This window comes from Cellulomonas sp. H30R-01 (assembly GCF_010119915.1).
In the GTDB taxonomy this organism is placed as follows: Bacteria; Actinomycetota; Actinomycetes; order Actinomycetales; family Cellulomonadaceae; genus Cellulomonas; species Cellulomonas algicola.
This window is the reverse complement of sequence record NZ_CP048210.1, coordinates 3,825,095-3,847,497: the sequence shown is the minus strand read 5'-3', so window position 1 is coordinate 3,847,497 and position 22,403 is coordinate 3,825,095. Positions and strand designations below refer to the sequence as shown.

Genomic DNA, 22,403 nt, shown 5'->3' with positions numbered 1-22,403 from the left:
ACCGCCCGGACGCTGCCCGGCGGTAGCGTCCGGGCATGGCGCGCGACGGAGGGCTCCGGCCCGTCGAGCTCGAGGAGCACGACGGAGACCCCGGCCCGCCTTCGACGCCTCCGCACGACGGCGACGACCCGCCGGAGGGCCGGACCGGGAGGCCTGGCACGCGCCGCGGCGCTCGGCGCTCGGCCGTCCTGGTCGGTGCCGCCGTCGTGGCGGCGCTCCTCGTCCTCGGCGGCGTGCAGGTCGTGCTGGACCGGCGCGCGGCCGCCGTCGACGCCCGGATCGCCGCGCTGCCGGGCGCGAGCGTGGACGTCGGCACCGCGCTCACCGCGCTGTGGGAGGTGCCGCCCGACGTGCTCTGGTACCCGATGCTGACTCGGGGCACGGTCGCGATCGGCCCGGCCGTGCTGGACGACGGCGCGCACGGGGTCGCCGCACGTGATCTGCGCACCGGCCGCGTGGCGTGGTCCGTGCCGATCGGTCCGCCGGTCGAGACGCAGGTCGACGGCTGGACGGGCTCGCTCACCTGCGCGCCGCCGCCGGCGCGCCTCGCGGACCCGAACCACGTGCCCGACGTCCTGGTGTGCCACACGACGGACGTGCGGCCCGACGCCCCCGGGACGGCGCCCGGGGCCGAGTCGTGGTCCCGGGTCGTCGCGGTGGACCTGCGCACGCACACCGTCCGGTCGTCCGTCGACGTCGCGCGCGCACCCGCCGCGGCGGTGCTGGGTGACGTCGTCGCCCTCGGTCGCCTCGACGGCGGACGGCACGTCGAGGTCGTGGCGGTCGACACGGCGACGGGCGCCGAGCGGTGGCGCTACCGCGACCCCCAGCCCCTGCCCGCGTACGCGGACGACTCGTCGTCGGTCTCGTTGGGCGGGGCCGGTGACCACGTCCTCGTCTTCGGTGCCTCGGGCGAGTCCTACGCGCTCGCCGGCGACGGCACGCGCATCGACGGCTTCCGAGCGGACCTCGGCTGGATCGACGCGGGGTGGCTGGCCGTCCCCGCTGACGACGGCACCCGGCGTGTGCTGCGTCCGGGCGAGCCCGACCTGGTGGTGCAGGGCGCCCTCGCGCGGCGCACGCTCGACGACGGCAGCGCCCCCGGTCTGGAGGTGTCGACGACCGGGTCACGCACGTGGGGCTGGGACGCGAAGACCGGCGAGCAGCGCTGGGAGAGCGAGGTGGACGCCTCGTCCCCGTCGGAGCAGACGGTCGTCGTCGCGGAGGGCCGGGTCCACACGACGGCCACGTCCGGCGTCAGGACGCTGGACGCGCGCACCGGGGCGCTGCTGTGGTCGTACGACCTCCCGGCGGGCGTCGTGCGCACCGGCGTCATGTGCGACGGCCCGCACGTCTCCGTCGTCAGCAGCACGGAGGACGAGCTCGCGCTGGTCGTGCTCGACCGCCGCACCGGCGAGCTCGTCCGGACGATCCCGCTGCCCGGGCACGTCGAGTGGGCCTACCCGCTCGGGCCGTACGTCCTCGCGGCGAGCGGCGACCGGGCGACCGTCCTCGGCTGAGCGGTCCGCGACCGAAGGTCGCCCCGCCCCGCGGAGGTACCCTCCGCGCATGGCCCGCGGTGAGCGTCTCTCCTTCGTCGAGCTCGTCGAGGACGACGACCACGACGTCGCCGCGCCCACCCCCGGGGCACCGACCGCCGAGGTCGTCCGCGCGCGCCGGTGGCGACGGCCCGCGACGGTCGTCGGCGCGGTGGTCGCCGTCGTCGTGCTGGCCCTCGTCGCGGTGCAGAGCGTCGTGGACGCGCGGGCGCGCGGCGTCGACGCGCGGATCGCGGCGCTGCCCGGCGCGCTCGCGGACGTCGGCGACACCCTCGAACCGCTGTGGTCGCCCGACGACGCGTGGTGGCCGACGGCGACGTCCGGCGGTGCCGCGTTCGGGATGACGATCGCCCGGGACGGGACCGCGGCTCTCGTCGCACGCGACGTCGAGACCGGCGAGGAACGCTGGTCGACTGCCGTGAGTCCCGAGGTCGCGGGCGCGCAGCCGACCGACGCACGGTGCGCCCCGCCGGAGGGGGAGGGCGCGCCCGAGCCGACGACGATGGTGTGCTTCGTGACCGACGCGCTGGACTCCACCGGCTCGATCGACCCCGACGCGGCGCCGCGACCCGGCACGTGGTCCCGCGTGACGGTCGTGGACCTGCGCGACGGCACGGTGGTCGCCGCGCACGACCTGGACGAGCCCGCGCTGCACGCGGCCGTCCTGCGGGAGGTCGTCGCGCTCCTGCGTGTCGACGCCGCGGGGCACGTCGAGGTCACCGCTGTCGACCCCGTGTCGGGTGACGAGGCATGGCGCTACCGCCACCCCACCGTGCTCCCGGGCGCGCGCGACGACCGCTGGTCGTACGTCACCGAGTCGGCCGGGCACGTGGTCGTGCAGACCCCGCTGCAGGTGCTCGTGCTCGACCCGACGGGCCGGCTGCGGGAGGACCTGCGCGGTGCCGAGACATGGGCGGGGCCGTTCCTGCAGGCTCCCCGCGACGGCCGCACCCTCGTGGTCCGGGCGGGGCGGCCCGACCTCGAGGTCCTCGGCGACTTCGCGGTCCGCCAGCTCGACGACGGCAGCCTGCCCGGGCTCGAGCTCTCCTCGAGCGGCGGCCACGTCTACGGCTGGGACGCGGAGACCGGCGGGCAGCGGTGGGAGGTCGTGCTCGACACGGGCCCGATCTGGTCGGCCCTCGTCGTCGACGGGCGCGTCCACCTGGCGACACGCACGGGCGTCGCGGCGCTCTCGGGGCGCACGGGCGAGGTGCTGTGGACCTACGAGCTGGCACCGGGCAGCACACCGTCGCAGGTGCTCACCGACGGGCCGCACGTGCTGGTCGAGCAGGTCGACCCGCGGGGCGTCGACGGGTCGGTGCTCGTCGTGCTGGACCGGCGCACCGGGGTGCACGTGCGCGACCTGAGCATGCCGACCGGCGTGCAGGGCGTCGTCCCGTTCGGGCACCGGCTCCTCGCGTTCGCGTCCGAGCCGGTCGTCCTGGGCTGAGCCGCCGGGCCCGACGACGGGGCGGTGCGGGCGGGACGTCAGGTGCCGTCGAGGAGACGCGCCGCGCCGCGCCCGCCGACGAGCGGTGCGGGGAACCGCGGCACGACGGAGGTCCCCGCGAGCCACCCGCTCAGCCGGTGCGCCTCCGCCTCGACCGCGGCGGTCGCCTCCCGCCCGACGTCCTCCAGCGGGTAGAGCTCGACCCGACCGTCCGCGGTGACCGTCCACGCGCCGACGATCCGCCCGTCCACCCAGATCGCGGCGCCGCCGTTGCCGACCGAGTCGTACACCTGCGCGCGGTGGGGGCCGACGTACCAGTCCCGGTCGGTCCAGCCCATCGTCGTCGGGTCGAGCCACGGCAGCAGCGCGACCCACGGCTCGACGGGCCCGACGGGGTCGACGTCGTCGGGCAGCACCCACCCGGTCGCGCCGCCGTCGAGCGCGACCTCGACGGCCCGGACGTCCGCGAGCGCGCGCCGCACGTCGCGCAGCGTCGACCCGAGCCACCACCTCACGTCCGCCTCGGTGGCGGGTCCGAACCGGCCGAGCCACGCGCGCACGAGCGTCGCGCGCGCCTCGTGCTCGTCGAGCGGCTCGATGTCGCCGCCGAGCCAGTCGCGCGCGAGCACCCACGTCGGCCGCGACGCCGTCCACCGCCCCAGGTTGCCCGCGCGCACGACCGTCCCCGCCGCCTGGAGGCACGTGAGCACGCGGGACGCGATCGAGAACGTGCCCGCCCAGGGCTTGTCGCCGCCGTAGGCGACCTGCGCGTCGATCATGGCGAGCCGCTGCCGGAGCTGCGTGGACGTGAGCGGCTCCCCGCCGGCGAGCTCGGCGACCGTCGCGGCGACCGCCTCGTCGAACCAGCGCTCGCCGTCCGTCGCGAGCCCCGCCGCCACGACGTCCTTGACCAGCCGACGACGCTCGGTCGCGGCGACCTTCGCGCTGCACGCAGCCTGCACGACCGGGAGCGTGTCGCGCGGGACGGCGAACAGCGTGCGACGCATCGCGAGGTGCTTGACGAGCGTGCGGTCGACGTAGAACGCGCGGTCGAGGTCGTCGACGGTGAACCCGTCGGTGCGCGCCCACGCCGACAGGTACAGGCCCGCGGGGTCGGTCGCGTGCAGGCACACGACGCTCGCGGCGGCGTCCTCGACGGTGGCCCGCCGGTACGGGGCGGCGACGGCGTGGCGCCGGGCGAGGCGGGCGCGCCGCTCGGCGGTGTCGAGGTGCTGCACGCGCCGATCGTCGCAGGTGGGCCCGACGTCAGCCGACGAAGACGCAGAAGGGATGGCCGGACGGGTCGGCGTAGACGCGCAGCGGCTCGACGGGGTCGTCGGTGCGGTCGAAGAGCAGCCGGGCGCCGAGGGCGGTCGCGCGCTCGTGGGCGGAGTCGAGCGCGGCGACGTCGGGCACGCTCGTGTCGAGGTGGAGCTGCTGCGGGATCGTGTGGTCGGGCCACGTCGACGGCGGCAGGTGCTCGACCTTCTGGAACGCGAGCGGCACCCCGTCGTCGTTGCGGAGCACGAGCCAGTCGTCACCGTTCGGGTCGGGCTCGCCGGGGGCGGGCGGCTCGTCGCCCTCGCGGTAGCGGAGCCCGAAGAGCTCGCGGTAGAACTCGGCGAGCCCGCGCGGGTCGGTGGTGTCGAGGACGACCTGGCGGATGACGGGACGGACGTCGGGCATCGGGGACCACCTCCGCGGGCCACACTGGTCCTGCGCGCCAGGCCCCGCCAGTCGGTGAACGCTCAGCGCGCGTCCCCGGCGTCCGATTTACTTACTGACCAGTTGGTAATCGCTCGTTAGACTCCTGCCGCGCTCGAATCGATTCGCCCGTCGGTACGCACCGCACCCGCACCACCCGCACCAGCCCGCACCCGCTCGTCCGCCCTGCACCGCCGCCGTGAGAGGACCCGTCCGTGCCGCACCCGTACCAGGACCCTGCGCTCCCCGTCGCCGAGCGCGTCGCCGACCTCGTCGGGCGGATGACCCTCCCCGAGAAGGTCGGCCAGATGATGCAGCTCGACGCGCGCGAGGACGTCCGCAGCCTCGTCGAGGACATGCACGTCGGCTCGATCCTGCACGCGTCCCCCGAGCACCTGCACGAGGCCGTCGAGCTCACCGCGCAGACGCGGCTCCAGATCCCGCTGCTGGTCGGCGAGGACTGCATCCACGGCCACTCCTTCTTCGAGGGCGCCACGATCTACCCGACCCAGCTCGGCATGGCCGCGTCGTGGGATCGCTCCCTCGCCCAGCGCGTCGCGCGCGCCACCGCGGTCGAGGTCGCCGCGACCGGCATCCACTGGACCTTCTCGCCCGTCCTGTGCATCACGCGCGACCTGCGCTGGGGCCGCGTCGACGAGACGTTCGGCGAGGACCCGTTCCTCATCGGCGAGCTCGCGTCCGCGATGGTCGCGGGCTACCAGGGCGACGGGCTGCACGACCCGACCGCGATCCTCGCGACCGCCAAGCACTTCGCGGGGTACTCCGAGACGCAGGGCGGACGGGACGCGTCCGAGGCCGACATCAGCCACCGCAAGCTCCGGTCCTGGTTCCTGCCGCCGTTCGAGCGCGTCGCCCGCGAGGGCTGCCGCACGTTCATGCTCGGCTACCAGTCGACCGACGGCGTGCCCGTCACCATCAACGACTGGCTCCTGTCGGACGTCCTGCGCGGCGAGTGGGGGTACACCGGCACGCTCATCACGGACTGGGACAACGTCGGCCGGATGGTCTGGGAGCAGCACATCCAGCCCGACCACGCGCACGCCGCCGCCGCCGCCGTGAACGCCGGCAACGACATGGTGATGACGACCCCGCAGTTCTTCGCGGGCGCGCAGGAGGCCGTCGCCGCCGGGATGCTCGACGAGGCCGCGATCGACGCCGCCGTCTCGCGCATCCTCACGCTCAAGTTCGAGCTCGGGCTGTTCGAGGACCCGCGTCGCCCCGACCCGGCCCGTCAGGCCGAGGTGATCGCGTCCGACGAGCACACCGCGCTCAACGTCGAGGTCGCCCGGCGCTCGCTCGTGCTGCTGACCAACGACGGCACGCTCCCGCTCGCGGGCGGGCTGACCGCCGACGCCGGGTCGGGGCGCGCGCTGCCGGCGGACCGTCCGCGTCGCGTCGCCGTCGTCGGACCCAACGCCGACGACCCCGACACCACCCTCGGCGACTGGGCCGGCCGCTCCGGCCAGGCCGACTGGCTGCCCGACGGCCACCCGCGCCACATGATCTCGACCGTCCTCGACGGCCTGCGCGACCACGTCCCCGCCGACTGGACCGTCACGCACGCGCGCGGCGCCGACATCCTCACGCTCGAGCCCGACCCGGCCGGGGCCTTCTTCCCCGACGGCCAGCCGCGCCCGCCCGTGGTCGTGCCCGCGGTCGTGGACGACACCCTGATCGCCGAGGCCGTCGCCGCCGCGCGGGACGCCGACTACGTCGTCGCCGTCGTCGGCGACCGCATCGAGCTCGTCGGCGAGGGCCGGTCCACCGCGACGCTCGACCTCGTCGGCGGGCAGGTCGCGCTGCTCGACGCGCTCGAGGCCACCGGCACGCCGATGGTCGTGGTCGTCGTCGCGTCGAAGCCGCTCGTCCTGCCGCCGTCCGCGCACCGCGCCGCCGCGATCCTCTGGGCCGCGAACCCCGGCATGCGCGGCGGTCAGGCCGTCGGCGAGGTGCTGCTCGGCCTCGTCGAGCCGACCGGCCGCCTGCCGATCTCGTTCGCCGCGCACGTCGGCCAGCAGCCCACGTACTACAACCAGATCCCCGGCCAGCACGGCGACCGGTACGCCGACCTCACGCAGCGCCAGCCGTTCGCGTTCGGCGAGGGGCTGTCGTACACGACCGTCGCGTACTCCGACCTGCGGATCGCCACGCCCGAGGTCGGTGCCGACGACACCGTGCGGGCGACGGTCACGGTCGCGAACACCGGCGCGCGCCCGACGCGGGAGACCGTCCAGGTGTACGTGCGCGACGTCGTCACGTCCGTGACCTGGGCCGACAAGGAGCTCAAGGCCTACCGGCAGGTCGACCTCGCCCCCGGCGAGTCCGTCGTCGTCGACCTGACGCTCCCCGTCGCCGACTGCACGATCGTCGACCGCCGCGAGCGCCGCGTCGTCGAGCCGGGCGCGTTCGACCTGCTCGTCGGCCCGTCGTCGCGCGACGAGGCCCTCCTGTCGGCCCGCTTCACGGTCGCCTGACCCCCTCCGGCTGTCATCTCGTCCCGGGGCCGCCGAGGCGCTCGCTCGCGCCGAGCTCGTCAGCTGCACCTCACGAGCTCGGCGCGGACCGACGAACTCGACGAGGTCGACGAGGTGGGAGCGGGCGGAGAGGGCTGGGCGGCCGGGCGTGCCGGGGGCGGTGGGCGGCCGCGCGTACGACCGGGGGTGGACGGGCGGACCCTGAGGCCTGCGGCCTCGGTCCCAGGGTCCGCTCCGGGACGGTCCCCGATGTGCCGGGGGTGGGCGGCGCGCGAGGCTGGGGTCACCGCCGAGACGCGACCGACGCGTCCGGCGGCCTCGAAGGGAACCACCGTGAACATCCACGACCAGATGAGCCGCCAGGGACTGGTCCGACCCGTCCAGGGCCGCGTCCTCGCCGGCGTGTGCGCCGGCCTGGGTCAGCGGTTCGGCATCTCGCCGTGGGCGGCCCGGCTGCTGTTCGTCCTGCTGCTCATGGTCATCCCCGGCAGCCAGATCCTCGTCTACCCGATCCTCTGGATCCTCATGCCGTCGGAGTCCCCGCAGCCGGCCTACGCCTACGGGCCGCCGCGCGCCTGACCCGACCCACGACCGGCGGCCGCGACCTTGGAGGGGGTCCGGCCGCCGAGTCGTGTCGTCAGGCGTCAGGGGGCGACGCGGCCGTGGGCGTTGAACGCGGCGTGCGTCAGGGGCATCAGGTCCGCCCAGAGGGACTCCATCCGCTCCGCGACCATCTCGATCTCGCGCTGCGGGAACGACGGCACGGTCGCGCGCTCGTCCTTGGTCCGCAACGACAGGAAGTGCATGAGCGAGCGCGCGTTGCACGTCGCGTACATCGACGAGAACAGGCCCACGGGCAGCACCGCGCGCGCGACCTCACGCGCCACCCCGGCGGCGAGCATGTCCTGGTAGGCGTCGTACGCGCCCTGGTACGACGCGAGCATCGAGCGGGTCACGACGTCGTGCTGCTCGGGGGTGCCGTCGACGAACTCGTACCGGCCCGGCTTGCCCTGCTGCACGAGCTTGCGCTCGGGCGACGGCACGTAGAACACCGGCTGCAGCTCGCGGTAGCGGCCCGACTCCTCGTTGTAGGAGAAGCCCGCGCGGTGCCGGTGGAACTCGCGGAACACGAAGATCGGCGCCGAGACGAAGAAGGTCATCGAGTTGTGCTCGAACGGCGTGCCGTGACGGTCCCGCATCAGGTAGTTGATGAGGCCCTGCGAGCGGCTCGCGTCCTTGTCGAGCTCCTCGAGCGACGCCTCGCCCGCGGTCGACACCCGGGCCGCGAACAGCACGTCGGCGTCGTGCGCGGAGTGCCGGACGAGCTCGACGGTGACGTCGTCGCGCACCTGCACGGGCTCGTGCGCGGGGGCCTGCGTCGCGGGCTGGGTGTCGGGCTGCAACGACACGTCGGGATCCCTTCGTCGGGCGCCGCGGCGCGACGCTCCGCACACCCTACGGCTCCCCGGTGCCCCGCCCGGCGACGGCCCACCGGACGGTGGTCGACGTCCCGCGGGCGCCCGCCGTCAGGCCCGCGCGGACGTCGTCGGAGCCGCCGGGCGCGCCGCCCGCCGCACCCGCAGGTCGACCAGGTCGTACCCCTGCGCGACCTCGTTCCACCGGACCACGGGCGGCCCCGCGACCTCCAGGTCGACGGCCAGGAGCGTCGTGACGAACGCCTCCGTCTCGGCCATCGCGAGCGGCGCGCCAGGGCACTTGTGGTGCCCGTCGCCGAAGCTCAGCAGCGTCGGCGGGACCGTGCGCGGGACGTCGCGGCCCGGGCACAGGCGGTCGCCGTCCGCACCCGCGACGCGTGCGTCGGCGTTCGCGGCCCGCACGTCGACGTCGAGCACGGACCCGGCCGGCACGTGCACCGGGCCGTCGGGACCGTCGAGGGTCAGCGGTGCCGTCGTCTCACGGAGCACGTGCGCGACGACCGGCTCGAGCCGCAGCACCTCGTCGAGGATCGCGAGCCGCTCCGCACGCGGCGCGGCGCGGTACCGGGCGCGCAGCACGTCGTCGTCGAGCAGGTGCCAGACGGCCGCGGTGATGAGCTCGCGCGTCGTCGCCATGCCCGCCGCCGCGTAGGTCACGCACTCGGTGAGGACGTCGAGGTCGCTGAAGCCGTCGTCGAGGAGCTGGCTGACGAGGTCGTCGCGACGGCGACGCCGGCGCGCGCGGATCGCCGGGCGGACGTCGAACACGTAGAACCGCAGCATCGCGGTGCTGCGCCGCGCCGCCAGCCAGCGCCTGCGCCACGGGCCCGCTCCCGGCGGGTCGGGCGCGAAGAACGTGTCGAGCCGCCGGTGCAGCCCCGCCGACGCGGCCCGGTCGATGCCGATGACCGACGCCGCGACCTGCACCGCCATGCCCATCGCGAGCCGTGCGACGTCGGACCACGCGTCGCGGCCGACCGTCGCCACCAGCCGTCGGGCCGTCCCCTCGAGCCACGGGCGGTACGACTCGACCGTGCGGGGCGCGAAGAACCGGGCCGCCGCGCGGCGCTGCGCGTGGTGCTGCTCTCCCTCGAGGTAGAGGATCGGCGGCCGGATGCGCGGACCCGTCGTGCCCCCCGCGCCGCCCGTGCGGTGGAAGCTCTCCGCGTTGAACCCGCCCTGCCGCGTGTGCTCCGGGTGCCGCAGCACCGTCCGCGCGAGCTCGAACGAGCGGATGCGCCAGCGTCCCTCGCCGACCTGCTCGAGGTCGGGCACGGTCCCGTCCCCGGGCTGCGTGAGCTTGCGGGCCGGGCAGCCACCGGCCTCCACGGGAGCCGTCATGCGGGGAGCGTAGGTCGGACCGCCCGCGGCGGCCATCGCGAGCGGTTAGCCTGACGCTCGTCCAGACCTGGGGGTGGTCGTCGTGCCGGTCGAGCGCATCGCGCTGGTGTCCGACGTGCACGGCAACATGACGGCGTACGACGCGGTGCTCGCCGACGTCGACGCCCGCGGGATCGGGACCGTCCTCAACCTCGGCGACGTCGCGGGCAAGGGTCCGCGCGGCTCGGCCGCCGTCGCCCGCACCCGCGAGCGCTGCGCGGTCACCGTCCGCGGCAACTGGGACGACTTCATGCCGGGGCCCGGGCCGTTCGAGGACCCGGCCGTGACGTGGTGGCGTGACGAGCTCACCGCCGACGACCGGGAGTGGCTGCGGTCGCTGCCGTTGTCCCACGACCTGGTGGTGTCGGGGCGGCACGTGCGGCTGTTCCACGCGTCCGCGACGAGCGTCTACACGCGCGTGTTCTTCAAGCACACCGACGACGAGTTCGACGGGATGTTCGCGACGACACCCCTGACGGGGGACGGCCCGACGCCCGACCTGGTCGTCTACGGCGACGTGCACGACGTCTACGTGGAGACGCGCGAGGCCCGCACGCTCGCGAACGCGGGCAGCGTCGGCAACCCGCTCGACGAGCCGACCGCGTCCTACCTCGTGCTCGAGGGCGTCGTGGGCGGCACGCGCGACGACCCGTTCGCGCTCGGGGTCGTGCGGGTGCCGTACGACGTCGAGGCGGAGATCGCCGTGGCCGTCGCCGTCGGCATGCCGACCGTCGAGGCGTACGCGGTCGAGCTGCGGACCGCGGTGTACCGCGGGTTCCACGCGGAGCGCGGGCTGCGCGCCCCGGACGTCGCACCGACGCGCTGACGTCGCGCGTCGACCGGCGGCGCCCCCGGCGCGCTGCCGTGGCACGTCGGCTGGCGTCGCACCTGCACGCCGACGTCAGCGCGTCGGCACCTGCCCGGGGCGCGGAGCCCGCGCGCGCGTCCTACTGGTCGCCGACCTTCTGGTCGGCCGCGTCCTGCGCCGTGTCGATCTGCTCGTCGTGCTTCCCGCCCGTGACGGACGACGCCGCGTCGGCGCCCTTGTCCAGCGCGGAGTCGCTGGCCTGCTCGCCCTTGTCGCTCTTCAGCGCGTCGGACGCCTTGTCGCCCAGGTCGTCGATGCCCATGGGGTGCTCCCTGCTCGGTCCAGCCGTCACGCCGCACTGCTGGAGCGCCGTTCCATGCTGCGCCCGTCCGGCGGCACCCGCACCCGAGACGGGCCGCTGCGCCCGATGAGTTCCCGGGGCGCACCGGGTCGGTAGGGCAGCGGCGCCGCGGGAGACGGCGCCGCACCGCACCGACGACGGAGGACCCGATGACCACGACGCCCGTGACCGCCCCCACCACCGGACTGCTCGACGTGGGCGACGCCCGGCTGCACTACGAGCTGCGCGGGTCCGGCCCGCTGGTCGTGCTCGTCGCGGCGCCGATGGACGCCGACGCGTTCGCGCCGCTCGCGGACCTGCTCGCGACGGACCGGACGGTCCTGACGACCGACCCGCGCGGCATCCGCCGCTCGACCGTCGGCGACCCGGACGCCGACGCGACCGTCGAGCTCCGCGCCGACGACGTGGCGGCGCTCGTCGCGCACGTCGGTCTCGGACCGGCGGAGCTCGTGCTCGGGTCGAGCGGGGGCGCCGTGACGGTGCTCGACCTGGCGACCCGGCACCCCGACGCCGCCCGCGTCGTGCTCGCGCACGAGCCGCCCCTGCACGCGGTCCTGCCCGACGACGCCGAGCTCGCGGAGCGGACGCGGCGCATGGTCGACACGCACCTGTCGGGCGACGTCGTGGGGGCGTGGCAGCAGTTCATGGAGATCGCCGACATCCCGATGCCGCCCGAGCTGGTCGCGCAGATGTTCGGCGGCGACCGGTCACCGCAGGACGTCGCCGACGACCACATGCAGTTCGCGCACATGCTCTGGCCGACGGTCCGCTACCGGCCGGACGTGGACGCGCTGCGCGCCTCGCCGACGCGGGTCGTCGTGGGGATCGGCGAGGAGTCCGCCGGGCAGCTGTGCGACCGGTCGTCGCGGGCTCTTGCCGCTCTGCTCGGCGTCGAGCCGGTCCTGTTCCCGAGCGACCACATCGGCTTCGTCGAGGACCCGCCGGCGTTCGCCGCGCGCCTCCGCGAGGTCCTGTTGCCGGCCCCGCCGACGGCGGCCTGAGCGCCACCGGCCACCGGCCACCGCCTGCCGACCGCGTCGACCCGGTGCTGGTGACCGGAGACCGGGCCTCAGCGGTCACGATCACCGGGTCGACGGCGGTCTGGCGGCCGGACCCGCGGTCAGGCAGGCGGGTCCGCTGTCAGGCAGGCGGGTCCGCGGTCAGGCGGGCGGCGCGGAGGGTGAGGTAGCGGCGCTCCGGGACGGACGTCGCCGCGGCGGCGGCCCGCTGGTACGCGGCGCGCGCGGCGGCGGTGTCGCCCGCCGACTCGAGCAGGTGCGCGCGGACCGCGTCGAGCCGGTGGCCGGGGAGGTCGACGTCGTCGAGCAGCCGCAGCCCCGCCTCGGGCCCGTCGACCATCGCCACGGCGACCGCCCGGTTCACCGCGACGACCGGGCTGCCCGTCATCCGCTCCAGCAGCCCGTACAGGGCGACGACCTGCGGCCAGTCGGTGTCCGCCGCGGTCGCGGCGCGATCGTGCACGGCGGCGACGGCGGCCTGGAGCTGGTACTCCCCGACCGACCGCGCCGCGATCGCCTCGTCGAGCAGCGCCAGCCCTTCGGCGACGAGCGCGCGGTCCCACCGCGTGCGGTCCTGCTCAGGCAGCGGCACCAGGTCGCCCGACGCGTCCGTGCGGGCGGGTCGGCGCGCGTCGGTGAGCAGCATGAGCGCCAGCAGGCCCGTGACCTCCGGGTCGGCGGGTTCGAGCGCGTGCAGCCACCGGGTCAGGCGGACGGCCTCGTCGGACACGTCGACCCGGTGCAGACCACCGCCGGACGTGCTCGTCGACCCCTCCGTGAACATCACGTAGAGCACGTGCAGGACGCTGCGCAGGCGCGCAGCGCGCTCGTCGGGCGCGGGCATGGCGAACGTCGACCCGGCGTCGGCGACGCGCCGCTTCGCGCGGCTGATGCGCTGCGCCATGGTCGCCTCGGGGACCAGGAACGCCCGCGCGATCTCGGCGGTCGTGAGGCCCCCGACCGCGCGCAGGGTGAGCGGGATCGCCGACGACGGTGTCAGCGCGGGGTGGCAGCAGAGGAACAGCACGGTGAGCGAGTCGTCGTCGCCCGCGGCCCCCGGCGTGACGGCCCTCTCCGCCGCCCACCGCTCCTCGCGTCCCCGCCGCGACCGGTCGGAGCGGACCGCGTCGAGCAGCCGCCGGGTCGCCGTCTGGAGCAGCCAGCCGAACGGCTTCTCCGGCACGCCGTCGCGGGGCCAGTGCGTCACCGCGACGACGAGCGCCTCCTGCACGGCGTCCTCCGCAGCGGCGAAGTCGCCGGTCCGGCGCCCGAGCACGCCGAGGACCTGCGGCGCGAGCGTGCGCAGCAGGTCCTCGGGCAGAGCGGTGGCGTCCGGCGTGGTCAGGCGACGCCGTCCGCGGTGCGCAGGTACTCGCGCATGCCCTCGACGTCCGACGCGCCGCCGTCGTCCATGACGCGCCGCACGTGGATGGGCTGGCCCGTCGGCACCCCGCCGCGCCCCGGGACCGCCGACACCCGCGCGGCGATCTCGACCGCCCGCTCCTCGGTGTCCACGTCGACGATCTGGTACCCCGCGAGCCACTCCTTGAACTCGGGGAACGGGCCGTCGGTCACGACGGGCGCACCGGCCGCGTCGACGCGCACGATCTTCGCGAGGTCGGGTCCGGTGAGGATCGTCGTCGCGACGAGCTCGCCGTTCGCCTCGAGCTCGCGGTTGAGCGCGGCGTAGTAGTCGAGGTGGGCGGCGATCTCCTCGGGCGCCCACTCCTCCATCGGCGTGGGGTCGGCGCCGGGCTGGAAGTCGACACCGATCAGGTAGCGCGGCATTGTCGTCACTCCTCGTGCTCGTCGTGCCCAGACTGGCACTCTCACCCGGGGAACGGAGCCGGTGCGCGGTTCTCGACATCGGCTGCCGTCGTCGTCGCGACGCGTCGTGCGCGGCCGGTGGCGGCGAGTGCCACGGCGGCCACGAGCACGACGGCCGCGGCGGGCAGGGGCAGCGCGGCCGGGCCCGACCGGTCGACGACGGCGGCGCCGAGCGCGGCGCCGACCGCGATCCCGAGGTTGAAGACGACCGGGATCACGGTGCCCGCGGTGGCGCGGTGCTCGGGCCCAGCGGCCCGCAGGATCGCGGTCTGCGCGAGCGGCGGCAGGGCGCCGGTCGTCAGGCCCCAGGCGGCGACGACGGCGAGCGCGACGACCGGGTGCACGCCGACGGCGAGCAGCGCGACGAGCGAGCCCGCGACCAGCACCGTCGTCACCACCAGCGTCGCCGCGGGCCGCCGGTCCCCGACCTTGCCGACGACGGCCACGCCCACCGCGGACGCGACGCCGAACAGGAGCAGCAGCCCGCTGACGCCGCCGGGCAGGTCCGCGGCGGGCCGCTCGACGAGCCGCGTGACGAACGTGAACGCCGCGAAGTGCCCGACGAGCACGAGCCCGACGAGCCCGGCGACGACCAGGACGGGCAGCAGCGAGGGCCGTGCCGCCGCACCCGTCGCGGCGCCGGCACCCACCGCGGCGCTCGCACCCACCGCGGCGCTCGCACCCGTCGCGGGATCTGCGCCGCCGCCTGCGGGCCCGGCGACCGGCCTCACCACGACGCGCACCAGCACCGCGGCCACCACCGCGAGCACCGCGAGCGCGACCAACGCCCGGCGCCAGTCCCACGCCTGCGCGACGACGCTCGCGAGCGGCGTCCCGAGGACGGTCCCGAGCGTCGCCCCGCCGAGGACGACCGCGACCGCCCGCGCGAGGTGGGACGGGTGGACCAGGTCGGCGGTGTGCGTGTTGACGGCGGCCCACAGCAGCCCGGTCGCGGCGGCGCCGGCCACGCGCGCGCCGACCGCGACGGCGTACGTCGGGGCGAGCGCCGTGAGCGCGGCGCTGGCGGCGAACACGACCAGGGCGGCCGCGACGACGGTCCGCCGGTCGTACCGTGCGGTGAGCCGGACCAGCGGGAACGTCGCGACGACGACGGTGAGCGCCCACACCGACACGAGCAGCCCGGTGCGGGCCTGCGGGACGTCGAGGTCGGCGCTCATCGCGGGGAGCACGGCGGTGGGGAGCATCTCGCCGGTGACCATGACGAAGGTCGCGCCGCCGAGGACGAGGAGGCTGTGCCAGGGAAGACGCCCGGTGATGTCCATGAGTGCGACGCTAGAGTTTGACATCAGTGTGAAGGTCAAGGGGTCGACGCACCCGGACGTCGGCCGCGTCGAGGGAGCGGTGGTCGTCGTGAAGATCGGTGAGCTGTCCCGCCGCACGGGCGTCTCGACGCGCCTGCTGCGCTACTACGAGGAGCAGGGCCTCATCTCCCCCGCACGCTCCGCCAACACCTACCGCGAGTACGACGAGGCCGACGTCGCCCACGTCGAGCGCGCGGTCGGGCTGGTGCGGTCGGGCCTCCCGACGCGGCTGGCCAAGGTCGTCCTCGACCTCGAGCGGACGCAGGACGAGGACCTCGCGGCGTCGTGCCCCCGGACGGTCGCGGAGATGCTGGCCGAGGAGCTCGAGGGCCTCGACGACCGCATCGCGTGCCTCACCGCGAGCCGCCGGACCATCCACGACTTCCTGGTCCGCACGGCGCACGCGGCCGACGTCCTGGAGGCCGCGCGCACGTCGTGACCGCGGCTGCCGGCGGTCAGGCGGGCGTGAGCCAGGCGAGCGCGGCGACGACGAGCGCGCGGGTCCCGGTGTCGAGCGTCGGCTGGAGCACGGGCGCGAAGGTCGCCGAGTGGTTGACCGGGACGTCCTGCGCGACCCGACCGGCCTCCTCGGCCGTGCGGTAGGCGTCGGCGTCCGTCCCGCCGATCCCCCAGTAGGTGGACGGAGCACCGAGCGCCACGGGCAGGTGGCCGAAGTCCTCGCTCGCGCTCTGCTGCGGCAGGACGCCCGCGTCGTCGCCGAAGTGCTGCGCGAAGGCCGCGGCGACGCGGGCGGTGACGGCGGCGTCGTTGTCCGTCAGCGGGTACCGGTCGAACAGCTCGATCTCGGGCTCCCGGGGCGAGCCCGAGGCCGCGCACTCGGCGCGCACGATCCGGTCCACGGCCGCGAGCACGCGGGAGCGCACCCCGTCGTCGTAGGTGCGGACGTTGAGCTGGAGCTCGGCGTGGTCGGGGATCACGTTGCTCGCGGTGCCCGCCTGGACGCTGCCCACGGTGAGGACCGCCGTGTCGCCCGGCGCGACCTCGCGGGCCACGACGGTCTGCAGGCGGACGACGATCATCGCGGCGAGCACGACCGGGTCCACGGCGGCCTGCGGCATCGACCCGTGCGCGCCGCGGCCGTGCACCGTGATCCGCAGGCTGTCGGCGGCCGAGAGCGTCGGTCCCGAGCGCGTCCCCACGGTGCCCGCGGGGAGCGGGAGCACGTGCTGGGCCATCGCGACGTCGACGTGCCCGACCAGGTCGGCGAGCCCGTCGTCGAGCATCCCGCGCGCCCCGTCGGCCGTCTCCTCCGCGGGCTGGAACACCGCGACGAGCGTCCCGGACCACGTCGGCGCGCCCTCGGCCAGCAGCGCCACCGCGCCCAGCAGGCACGCGACGTGGACGTCGTGCCCGCAGGCGTGCATGAGCGGCTCGCCGTCAGCGGACGTGTCGGTGCTGGCGTACGGCAGGCCGGTCGCCTCCCGGACGGGGAGGGCGTCCATGTCGGCGCGCAGCAGCACCGTCGGGCCGTCGCCGTTGCGCAGCAGGCCGACGACACCCGTGCCGCCGATCCCGTCGTGCACCTCGCACCCGGTCGCGCGCAGCCGCTCCGCCACGACGGTCGCCGTCCGGTGCTCCTGGTGGGAGAGCTCCGGGTGGGCGTGCAGGTCCCGGTAGAGCGGTTCCTGCCACGCTCGGACACCGTCCGGGCCCGCGAGCACCTCGTCGTCGCCCATGTCCCGCCATCATGCGCCGCGCTGGCCCGGCGGGCCCGGCACGTGGATGTCGTAGCGCACCCCGAGCATGCGGACGACGAAGCAGAGCACCGCACCCGCGAGCGCGGCGGGCAGCTCGGCCAGCCCGGCCTCGGTGGCGACGACGACGACGAGCGCGCCCGCCAGCGCCGGGACCGCGTACAGACCGCTGCTCAGCACCGAGGGGATCTCGCGGACCAGCACGTCGCGCAGCGTGCCTCCGCCCACCGCGGTGAGCGCACCCAGGATGACCGCCTGCGCGGCACCGACCCCGAAGTCGAGGCCCTTGAGCGCGCCGCTGACCGCGAACAGGCTGAGACCGATGGCGTCCAGGACGACGATCGGCGTCGCCCAGCGGTCCAGCCGGCGTCCGAGCACGAACGCGACCAGGCTGCCGGACGCGGCGACCGCGAGATAGCGCCAGTCGCTGAAGGTCGCGGGCGGCAGGGCGTCGAGCACGATGTCGCGGAGCATCCCGCCGCCGAGCGCGGTGATCATGCCGAGCGTGACGACTCCGACGATGTCGAGGCGGACGAGCTTGATGGCCGTGAGGGCCCCGTTGAGGGCGAACGCGAAGACGCCTGTCAGGTCGAGCACCAGGTACACGGGCGACGCGGTGTCCATCCGGCCAGTCTCCCGACCGGGGAGGCGGTCCGCCCGGAGACGGGCGGGCGCACGCACCTGACACGCCTGCGCGACGGATCGGACGGTCGTCCTATTCCTTTGTGACTGGTGTCACGGCTAGCATGCACCGTCCGGTTCGCACCACGACGGAGGTCCGCTGTGCAGCAACGCCACAAGCTCACCGTCCTCGTCTCGGCCCTCGCCCTCGCCGGCGCGGCCGTCGCGACACCCGCCGCCGCCGCCGACACCCTCGGCGGCCCCGGTCACGGCGGAGGCCACGGCTACCCGCCGAGCGCCGCCCAGAAGTTCTCCAAGAAGGTCACCGAGCGCGCCGTCTTCCGGCACCTGCAGGAGCTCCAGCGCATCGCCGACCGCAACGACGGCAACCGCGCCGCACTCACCTCCGGCTACGAGGCCAGCGCGCGCTACGTCGAGAAGACGCTCCGCAAGGCCGGCTACACCACCACGCGGGACCCGTTCACGTTCGACCTCGAGGTCGTCGACGCCGCCACCCTCACCGTCGCGGGTGGCGCGACGTACACGGTCGACCAGATGACGTTCGCCGTGAACACGCCCGTCGGCGGCGTCACCGCGCCGACCGCCTCGCCGCTCGACACGTTCGGCTGCACGGCGGAGCAGTGGGCCGGCGTCGCGCTGACCGGCAAGATCGCCGTGATCAGCCGCGGCGGCTGCAACTTCTCGGTCAAGGCGCAGCTCGCGCAGGCCGCCGGCGCGGTCGGCGTCGTCGTCTACAACAACCTCCCGGACACGCTGCTCATCGGCACGCTCGGCGAGGACAGCGGCGTGACGATCCCCGCCGCCGGCGCCACGCTCGAGGACGGCCAGGCGATCGCCGCGACCCCCGGCGTCACCGTGACGCTCGAGACCCGCGCGCACACCGAGACCCGCGAGAGCTTCAACGTCATCGCGCAGACCAAGGCGGGCCGGCAGGACAACGTCGTCTTCCTCGGCGCGCACCTCGACGGCGTCGAGGACGGCCCGGGCATCAACGACAACGGCACGGGCTCGGCGACGCTGCTCGAGACCGCCGTCCAGCTCGGCCACGACAAGAAGATCCCCAACGCCGTGCGGTTCGCGTGGTGGGGTGCCGAGGAGCTCGGGCTCATCGGGTCGACCGCGTACGTCGAGGACCTGGCGGCGCAGCCGGGCGAGCTCGACAAGATCGCGACCTACCTGAACTTCGACATGGTCGGCTCGCCGAACTACGTGATCGGCGTGTACGACGCCGACCAGTCGACCTACCCGGCCCCCGTGCCGGTCCCGCCGGGCTCGCCCGAGACCGAGGACGTCTTCACCGACTACTTCGACTCCATCGGCCAGCCCTGGGTCGACACGCCCTTCTCGGGCCGGTCCGACTACCAGGCGTTCATCCTCAACGGCATCCCCGCCTCGGGCCTGTTCACCGGCGCCGACGACGTGAAGACCGAGGAGGAGGTCGCGCTGTTCGGCGGCACCGCCGGGATCACGATGGACCCGAACTACCACTCGCCGGGCGACGACCTCTCGAACGTGAACCGCGAGGCGCTGCGGATCATGACGGGTGCCATCGCCTACGCGACGTACAGCCTCGCGCTCGACACGTCCGCCGTGAACGGCGTGGAGAGCCCGACCAAGCCGCGACCCGGCCACGGGCACGGGCCCGGCAAGGGTCGCAGCGGCGTCGGGACGTACGGCCACCAGGAGGGGTGGGACCGGGCGTCCTGACAGGGGCACGCACCCGCGCCGGTCGGAGGAGGGACCGGTCGGCGCGGGTGCGGACCGCGCGGCACGACGGGGTGCGTGCGCGGCGCCGATCACCCCGCGCGCGCCGGCGTGCGGGGTGATCGCGACCTCCGAGGCCGTCGCGGCGACGTGACGTCACTCCGGCGCGCGCCACGACGTGACGGCCGCACCACCGCACCGTGACGGCGATCGCGGAGCGCCGCGTCAGGACGGGCGCGTCGCCTTGCCGTCGAGCCACAGCGTGTCGGAGTCGTCGCGGTGCGTGCCCGACGTGCCGACGTGCTTCTGGCTGATCGACGGGCCCTTCGTGATGACGTGGACCATCGCCATGCCGTGCCCGCGGCCGAGCCCGTAGTCGTCGGCGAGCCACGCGAGGATCTCCCCCGCCTTGGTCCCCGGGCCGTAGCCGCGGGCCGTCGCCTGCTCGAGCAGCTGGCGCGGCGTGAGGCCGGTCTTGTCCTCGACGGCGTCGAGGTAGGCCTGGAACGACATGGGATCCTCCGGTGGCGCTGGGTGGGTCCGACGGGTCGCACCGCAGGTCGGTGCCCGCGCCACGCTCGCCGCTCGTGGACGATCCTTGCGGCGACCACCGACAGGGGGAAGGCTCGACGTCTCGACGGGACACCCGTCGGCGACCGGACGGAGGGGCATGGGGCACGGGCACGACCACACGCACGGGATCGCGGACCACCGCGGACGGCTGGCGGTCGCGTTCGGCATCTCGGTGGCGATCCTGCTCGCGCAGGCCGTCGGGGCGGTCGTCACGGGCAGCCTCGCGCTGCTCGTCGACACCGCGCACGTGCTGACCGACACCGGCGGGCTCGCGCTCGCGCTCGTCGCCGCGCACCTGTCGCTCCGACCGCCGTCGCCGACGCGCACGTGGGGCTACCGGCGGGCGGAGGTGCTCGCGGCGCTCGCGCAGTCGGCCGTGCTGCTCGTGGTCGGCGTGTACGTCCTGGTGGAGGCCGTGCAGCGGCTCATGGACCCGCCCGAGATCCCGTCGACGGCCCTCGTCGTGTTCGGCCTGGTCGGCTTGGCCGGCAACCTCGCGGCCCTCGCGGTGCTCGCGTCGAGCCGGTCCGCCAACCTCAACCTCCGCGCTGCCTTCCTCGAGGTCGCCAACGACGCGCTCGGGTCGCTCGCCGTCGTGATCGCGGCCGTCGTCATCGCGACCACGGGCTGGCTGCGGGCCGACGCCGTCGCCGCGCTCGTCATCGGCGCGCTCATCCTGCCGCGCGCGCTGCGCCTGCTCCGCGACGCGACGCGCGTGCTGCTGGAGTCCACGCCGCCGGGCCTCGACCTCGACGAGGTGCGCGCGCACCTGCTGCGCGTCGAGCACGTGCGCGAGGTGCACGACCTGCACGCGTCGCTCATCGCGACCGGGCTGCCGGTCATCAGCGCGCACGTCGTCGTCGACGACGGGTGCTTCTCCGACGGGCACGCGGGCCGGATCCTCGACGAGCTCCAGGAGTGCGTCGCCCGGCACTTCGACCTGTCCGTCGAGCACTCGACGTTCCAGGTCGAGACCGCGTCGCACCGCCGGCACGAGCACCCCAGCCACGCCTGACGGTCGGTTCGGCGCTCCGCCGTCCCGGACGAACCGGGCGCGCGGCCGGATCCGTGCGCTGATCTGCACAGGTCCTCCACCGGGCCGTCGCGCGACCGGGTCCGCGCGGGCGCCCGGCTTCCTACCGTCGAACCGTGCCCACGACGCGCCACACCGCCGCCCCTCGACCGCGTGCCGCCCGGCACGCCCGACGCCTGCGTGGCCGGCCCTGGCTGCGCGTCACGGCCGTGACCGCGGTCGCCGTCGTGGCCTTCGCGGGGACCACCGCCGGGGCGCTCTACCTGCGTCTGCGGGCCAACGTCGAGACGGTCGACACGAGCGGCCTGATCGACGTCCCGCACCCGACGGACACCGAGCCGCCCGACCCGGACGACCCGAACGCCGGGCGGGCCGTCAACCTGCTCGTGATCGGCTCGGACGACCGCAGCGGCGAGAACGGCCAGATCGGCGGGTTCGTCGAGGGGCAGCGGTCCGACACGACGCTCCTCGTGCACCTGTCCGCCGACCGGCAGCGGGTCGACGTCGTCTCCATCCCCCGCGACTCGCGCGTCGACATCCCCGCGTGCAACCTCACGGGCGGCGGGTCGATCGATCCCCGGCGTGGCAACTTCAACGACGCGTTCGCGCTCGGGTGGGACCACGGCGGGGACATCGCGTCGGCGGTCGCCTGCACCGTCATGACGGTCTACGAGAACACCGGGATCCTCGCCGAGCACACCGTGATCGTGGACTTCAGCGGCTTCCAGGGCATGGTCGAGGCGATCGGCGGGGTGTCGATCTGCGTGCCGGCCGACATCGACGCGGACTACGTCGACCTCACGCTCACCGCCGGGGAGCACCACCTCGACGGGCCGACAGCGCTCAACTTCGCGCGCGCCCGCAAGGGCAAGGGCCTGGGCGACGGGTCCGACACGAACCGCATCGGCAACCAGCAGCGGCTCGTCGCGGCCATGGTCGACGAGGTGTTCGCGAAGAACGTGCTCACCGACGTGCCGCAGCTCGTCAACTTCCTGGGCGCCGCCACGCAGTCCCTCACCGTCGACCCGGCGCTCAAGGACTCGATGATCGGGCTCGCGTTCAGCCTGCGGTCCGTGCGCGCCGAGAACATCACGTTCCTGACCGTGCCCTTCGTCGACAGCACGGAGAAGCGCTACAAGGTCGACTGGACCGCGGAGGCCGACACCCTGTGGGCGAACGTCCTCGCCGACGCGCCCCTCACGCCGGCCCCCGCTCCCCCGCCCGGCACGACCGACGGCGGCGGCACCGGGGGTGCTGCCACGCCTCCCGCGACGTCGGCACCGCCGCAGACCCCGGCCCCGGTCGAGACGAAGAAGGCGGGCCGCGAGCCGTTCACCGTGAACGACACGACGGCGGTGTGCACCTGACCGGAGAA

General features: G+C 75.1%; 21 protein-coding genes. 10 read left to right on the top strand and 11 right to left on the bottom strand.

All coding sequences use genetic code 11. The features are described from left to right. Positions 1–35 precede the first annotated feature (35 nt). Together GXP71_RS17175 and GXP71_RS17170 are read left to right on the top strand one after the other, a co-directional pair. The gene (locus GXP71_RS17175; protein WP_162353646.1) at positions 36–1,520 is read left to right on the top strand and encodes a PQQ-binding-like beta-propeller repeat protein; all 1,485 of its coding nucleotides are present in this window, start codon (positions 36–38) and stop codon (positions 1,518–1,520) included. 49 nt (positions 1,521–1,569) lie between these two features. Beyond that, a complete protein-coding gene (locus tag GXP71_RS17170; protein ID WP_162353645.1) occupies positions 1,570–3,009 on the top strand; it encodes a PQQ-binding-like beta-propeller repeat protein in 1,440 nt (479 codons plus the stop codon). Positions 3,010–3,047: 38 nt separating this feature from the next. On the opposite strand, the gene GXP71_RS17165 is transcribed toward GXP71_RS17170, so the two are convergent. Continuing rightward, entirely contained in the window at positions 3,048–4,247 is a 1,200-nt protein-coding gene (locus tag GXP71_RS17165) for a winged helix DNA-binding domain-containing protein (RefSeq protein ID WP_162353644.1), read from the bottom strand. Between the two features lie 28 nt (positions 4,248–4,275). Beyond that, positions 4,276–4,695, bottom strand: coding sequence for a VOC family protein (locus GXP71_RS17160; RefSeq protein ID WP_162353643.1), 420 nt, complete (start codon positions 4,693–4,695; stop codon positions 4,276–4,278). Positions 4,696–4,928: 233 nt separating this feature from the next. On the opposite strand from GXP71_RS17160, the gene GXP71_RS17155 reads away from it, so the two are divergent. Continuing rightward, positions 4,929–7,208, top strand: coding sequence for a glycoside hydrolase family 3 N-terminal domain-containing protein (locus tag GXP71_RS17155; protein ID WP_162353642.1), 2,280 nt, complete (start codon positions 4,929–4,931; stop codon positions 7,206–7,208). Between the two features lie 333 nt (positions 7,209–7,541). Further along, positions 7,542–7,787 (top strand): PspC domain-containing protein, encoded by a 246-nt coding sequence (locus tag GXP71_RS17150; RefSeq protein ID WP_235843524.1) that lies wholly within the window; start codon positions 7,542–7,544, stop codon positions 7,785–7,787. 65 nt (positions 7,788–7,852) lie between these two features. On the opposite strand, the gene thyX is transcribed toward GXP71_RS17150, so the two are convergent. After that, on the bottom strand, positions 7,853–8,611 hold the full coding sequence (gene thyX, locus GXP71_RS17145; protein WP_162354421.1) for an FAD-dependent thymidylate synthase: 759 nt from the start codon (positions 8,609–8,611) through the stop codon (positions 7,853–7,855). A 123-nt stretch (positions 8,612–8,734) separates the two neighbouring features. Then, positions 8,735–9,985 carry a cytochrome P450 gene (locus tag GXP71_RS17140; RefSeq protein ID WP_162353641.1) on the bottom strand — a complete coding sequence of 417 codons (1,251 nt, stop codon included), beginning with the start codon at positions 9,983–9,985 and terminating at the stop codon, positions 8,735–8,737. Between the two features lie 82 nt (positions 9,986–10,067). Here GXP71_RS17140 and GXP71_RS17135 point away from each other — a divergent pair, with 82 nt between their 5' ends. Beyond that, positions 10,068–10,850 (top strand): metallophosphoesterase, encoded by a 783-nt coding sequence (locus tag GXP71_RS17135; protein ID WP_162353640.1) that lies wholly within the window; start codon positions 10,068–10,070, stop codon positions 10,848–10,850. Positions 10,851–10,971: 121 nt separating this feature from the next. Here GXP71_RS17135 and GXP71_RS17130 read toward each other — a convergent pair whose 3' ends face one another. Continuing rightward, positions 10,972–11,154, bottom strand: a complete 183-nt coding sequence (locus tag GXP71_RS17130; RefSeq protein ID WP_162353639.1) for an antitoxin — start codon at positions 11,152–11,154, stop codon at positions 10,972–10,974. A 188-nt stretch (positions 11,155–11,342) separates the two neighbouring features. Between GXP71_RS17130 and GXP71_RS17125 the strand changes: the two genes are divergently transcribed. After that, a complete protein-coding gene (locus GXP71_RS17125; RefSeq protein ID WP_162353638.1) occupies positions 11,343–12,194 on the top strand; it encodes an alpha/beta fold hydrolase in 852 nt (283 codons plus the stop codon). Between the two features lie 139 nt (positions 12,195–12,333). Here GXP71_RS17125 and GXP71_RS17120 read toward each other — a convergent pair whose 3' ends face one another. The 3 genes from GXP71_RS17120 to GXP71_RS17110 form a co-directional block, all read right to left on the bottom strand. Continuing rightward, positions 12,334–13,488: an RNA polymerase sigma factor gene (locus tag GXP71_RS17120; RefSeq protein ID WP_238402475.1), complete on the bottom strand. Its 1,155-nt coding sequence runs from the start codon at positions 13,486–13,488 to the stop codon at positions 12,334–12,336. Between the two features lie 65 nt (positions 13,489–13,553). Continuing rightward, entirely contained in the window at positions 13,554–14,000 is a 447-nt protein-coding gene (locus GXP71_RS17115; RefSeq protein ID WP_162353637.1) for a YciI family protein, read from the bottom strand. Between the two features lie 41 nt (positions 14,001–14,041). Further along, positions 14,042–15,322 carry an MFS transporter gene (locus tag GXP71_RS17110; protein WP_238402474.1) on the bottom strand — a complete coding sequence of 427 codons (1,281 nt, stop codon included), beginning with the start codon at positions 15,320–15,322 and terminating at the stop codon, positions 14,042–14,044. Here GXP71_RS17110 and GXP71_RS17105 point away from each other — a divergent pair. After that, positions 15,321–15,800 carry a MerR family transcriptional regulator gene (locus tag GXP71_RS17105; RefSeq protein ID WP_370520949.1) on the top strand — a complete coding sequence of 160 codons (480 nt, stop codon included), beginning with the start codon at positions 15,321–15,323 and terminating at the stop codon, positions 15,798–15,800. The genes GXP71_RS17110 and GXP71_RS17105 overlap by 2 nt on opposite strands. Positions 15,801–15,816: 16 nt before the next feature. Here the strand turns inward: GXP71_RS17105 and GXP71_RS17100 are convergent, their stop codons facing one another. Both GXP71_RS17100 and GXP71_RS17095 read right to left on the bottom strand, forming a co-directional pair. Then, positions 15,817–17,058, bottom strand: coding sequence for an amidohydrolase (locus GXP71_RS17100; protein WP_202924277.1), 1,242 nt, complete (start codon positions 17,056–17,058; stop codon positions 15,817–15,819). Positions 17,059–17,067: 9 nt separating this feature from the next. After that, positions 17,068–17,700 (bottom strand): trimeric intracellular cation channel family protein, encoded by a 633-nt coding sequence (locus GXP71_RS17095; RefSeq protein WP_162353635.1) that lies wholly within the window; start codon positions 17,698–17,700, stop codon positions 17,068–17,070. 159 nt (positions 17,701–17,859) lie between these two features. Between GXP71_RS17095 and GXP71_RS17090 the strand changes: the two genes are divergently transcribed. Then, positions 17,860–19,425, top strand: coding sequence for a M20/M25/M40 family metallo-hydrolase (locus tag GXP71_RS17090; protein WP_162353634.1), 1,566 nt, complete (start codon positions 17,860–17,862; stop codon positions 19,423–19,425). 222 nt (positions 19,426–19,647) lie between these two features. Here the strand turns inward: GXP71_RS17090 and GXP71_RS17085 are convergent, their stop codons facing one another. Beyond that, positions 19,648–19,935: a DUF4287 domain-containing protein gene (locus GXP71_RS17085; protein WP_124344002.1), complete on the bottom strand. Its 288-nt coding sequence runs from the start codon at positions 19,933–19,935 to the stop codon at positions 19,648–19,650. 157 nt (positions 19,936–20,092) lie between these two features. On the opposite strand from GXP71_RS17085, the gene GXP71_RS17080 reads away from it, so the two are divergent. Both GXP71_RS17080 and GXP71_RS17075 read left to right on the top strand, forming a co-directional pair. Then, entirely contained in the window at positions 20,093–21,010 is a 918-nt protein-coding gene (locus GXP71_RS17080; protein WP_162353633.1) for a cation diffusion facilitator family transporter, read from the top strand. A 134-nt stretch (positions 21,011–21,144) separates the two neighbouring features. After that, positions 21,145–22,395: an LCP family protein gene (locus GXP71_RS17075; RefSeq protein ID WP_238402473.1), complete on the top strand. Its 1,251-nt coding sequence runs from the start codon at positions 21,145–21,147 to the stop codon at positions 22,393–22,395. The last annotated feature ends 8 nt before the right edge of the window (positions 22,396–22,403 follow it).

What these genes read in the sequence shown, in the direction of transcription:
- GXP71_RS17100 (WP_202924277.1), bottom strand. Translation starts at nt 17,058, where the DNA reads ATGGGCGACGACGAGGTGCTCGCGGGCCCGGACGGTGTCCGAGCGTGG.
- GXP71_RS17125 (WP_162353638.1), top strand. Translation starts at nt 11,343, where the DNA reads ATGACCACGACGCCCGTGACCGCCCCCACCACCGGACTGCTCGACGTG.
- GXP71_RS17170 (WP_162353645.1), top strand. Translation starts at nt 1,570, where the DNA reads ATGGCCCGCGGTGAGCGTCTCTCCTTCGTCGAGCTCGTCGAGGACGAC.
- GXP71_RS17130 (WP_162353639.1), bottom strand. Translation starts at nt 11,154, where the DNA reads ATGGGCATCGACGACCTGGGCGACAAGGCGTCCGACGCGCTGAAGAGC.
- GXP71_RS17105 (WP_370520949.1), top strand. Translation starts at nt 15,321, where the DNA reads ATGAGTGCGACGCTAGAGTTTGACATCAGTGTGAAGGTCAAGGGGTCG.
- GXP71_RS17085 (WP_124344002.1), bottom strand. Translation starts at nt 19,935, where the DNA reads ATGTCGTTCCAGGCCTACCTCGACGCCGTCGAGGACAAGACCGGCCTC.
- GXP71_RS17175 (WP_162353646.1), top strand. Translation starts at nt 36, where the DNA reads ATGGCGCGCGACGGAGGGCTCCGGCCCGTCGAGCTCGAGGAGCACGAC.
- GXP71_RS17095 (WP_162353635.1), bottom strand. Translation starts at nt 17,700, where the DNA reads ATGGACACCGCGTCGCCCGTGTACCTGGTGCTCGACCTGACAGGCGTC.
- GXP71_RS17140 (WP_162353641.1), bottom strand. Translation starts at nt 9,985, where the DNA reads ATGACGGCTCCCGTGGAGGCCGGTGGCTGCCCGGCCCGCAAGCTCACG.
- GXP71_RS17160 (WP_162353643.1), bottom strand. Translation starts at nt 4,695, where the DNA reads ATGCCCGACGTCCGTCCCGTCATCCGCCAGGTCGTCCTCGACACCACC.
- GXP71_RS17110 (WP_238402474.1), bottom strand. Translation starts at nt 15,322, where the DNA reads ATGGACATCACCGGGCGTCTTCCCTGGCACAGCCTCCTCGTCCTCGGC.
- GXP71_RS17080 (WP_162353633.1), top strand. Translation starts at nt 20,093, where the DNA reads ATGGGGCACGGGCACGACCACACGCACGGGATCGCGGACCACCGCGGA.
- GXP71_RS17115 (WP_162353637.1), bottom strand. Translation starts at nt 14,000, where the DNA reads ATGCCGCGCTACCTGATCGGTGTCGACTTCCAGCCCGGCGCCGACCCC.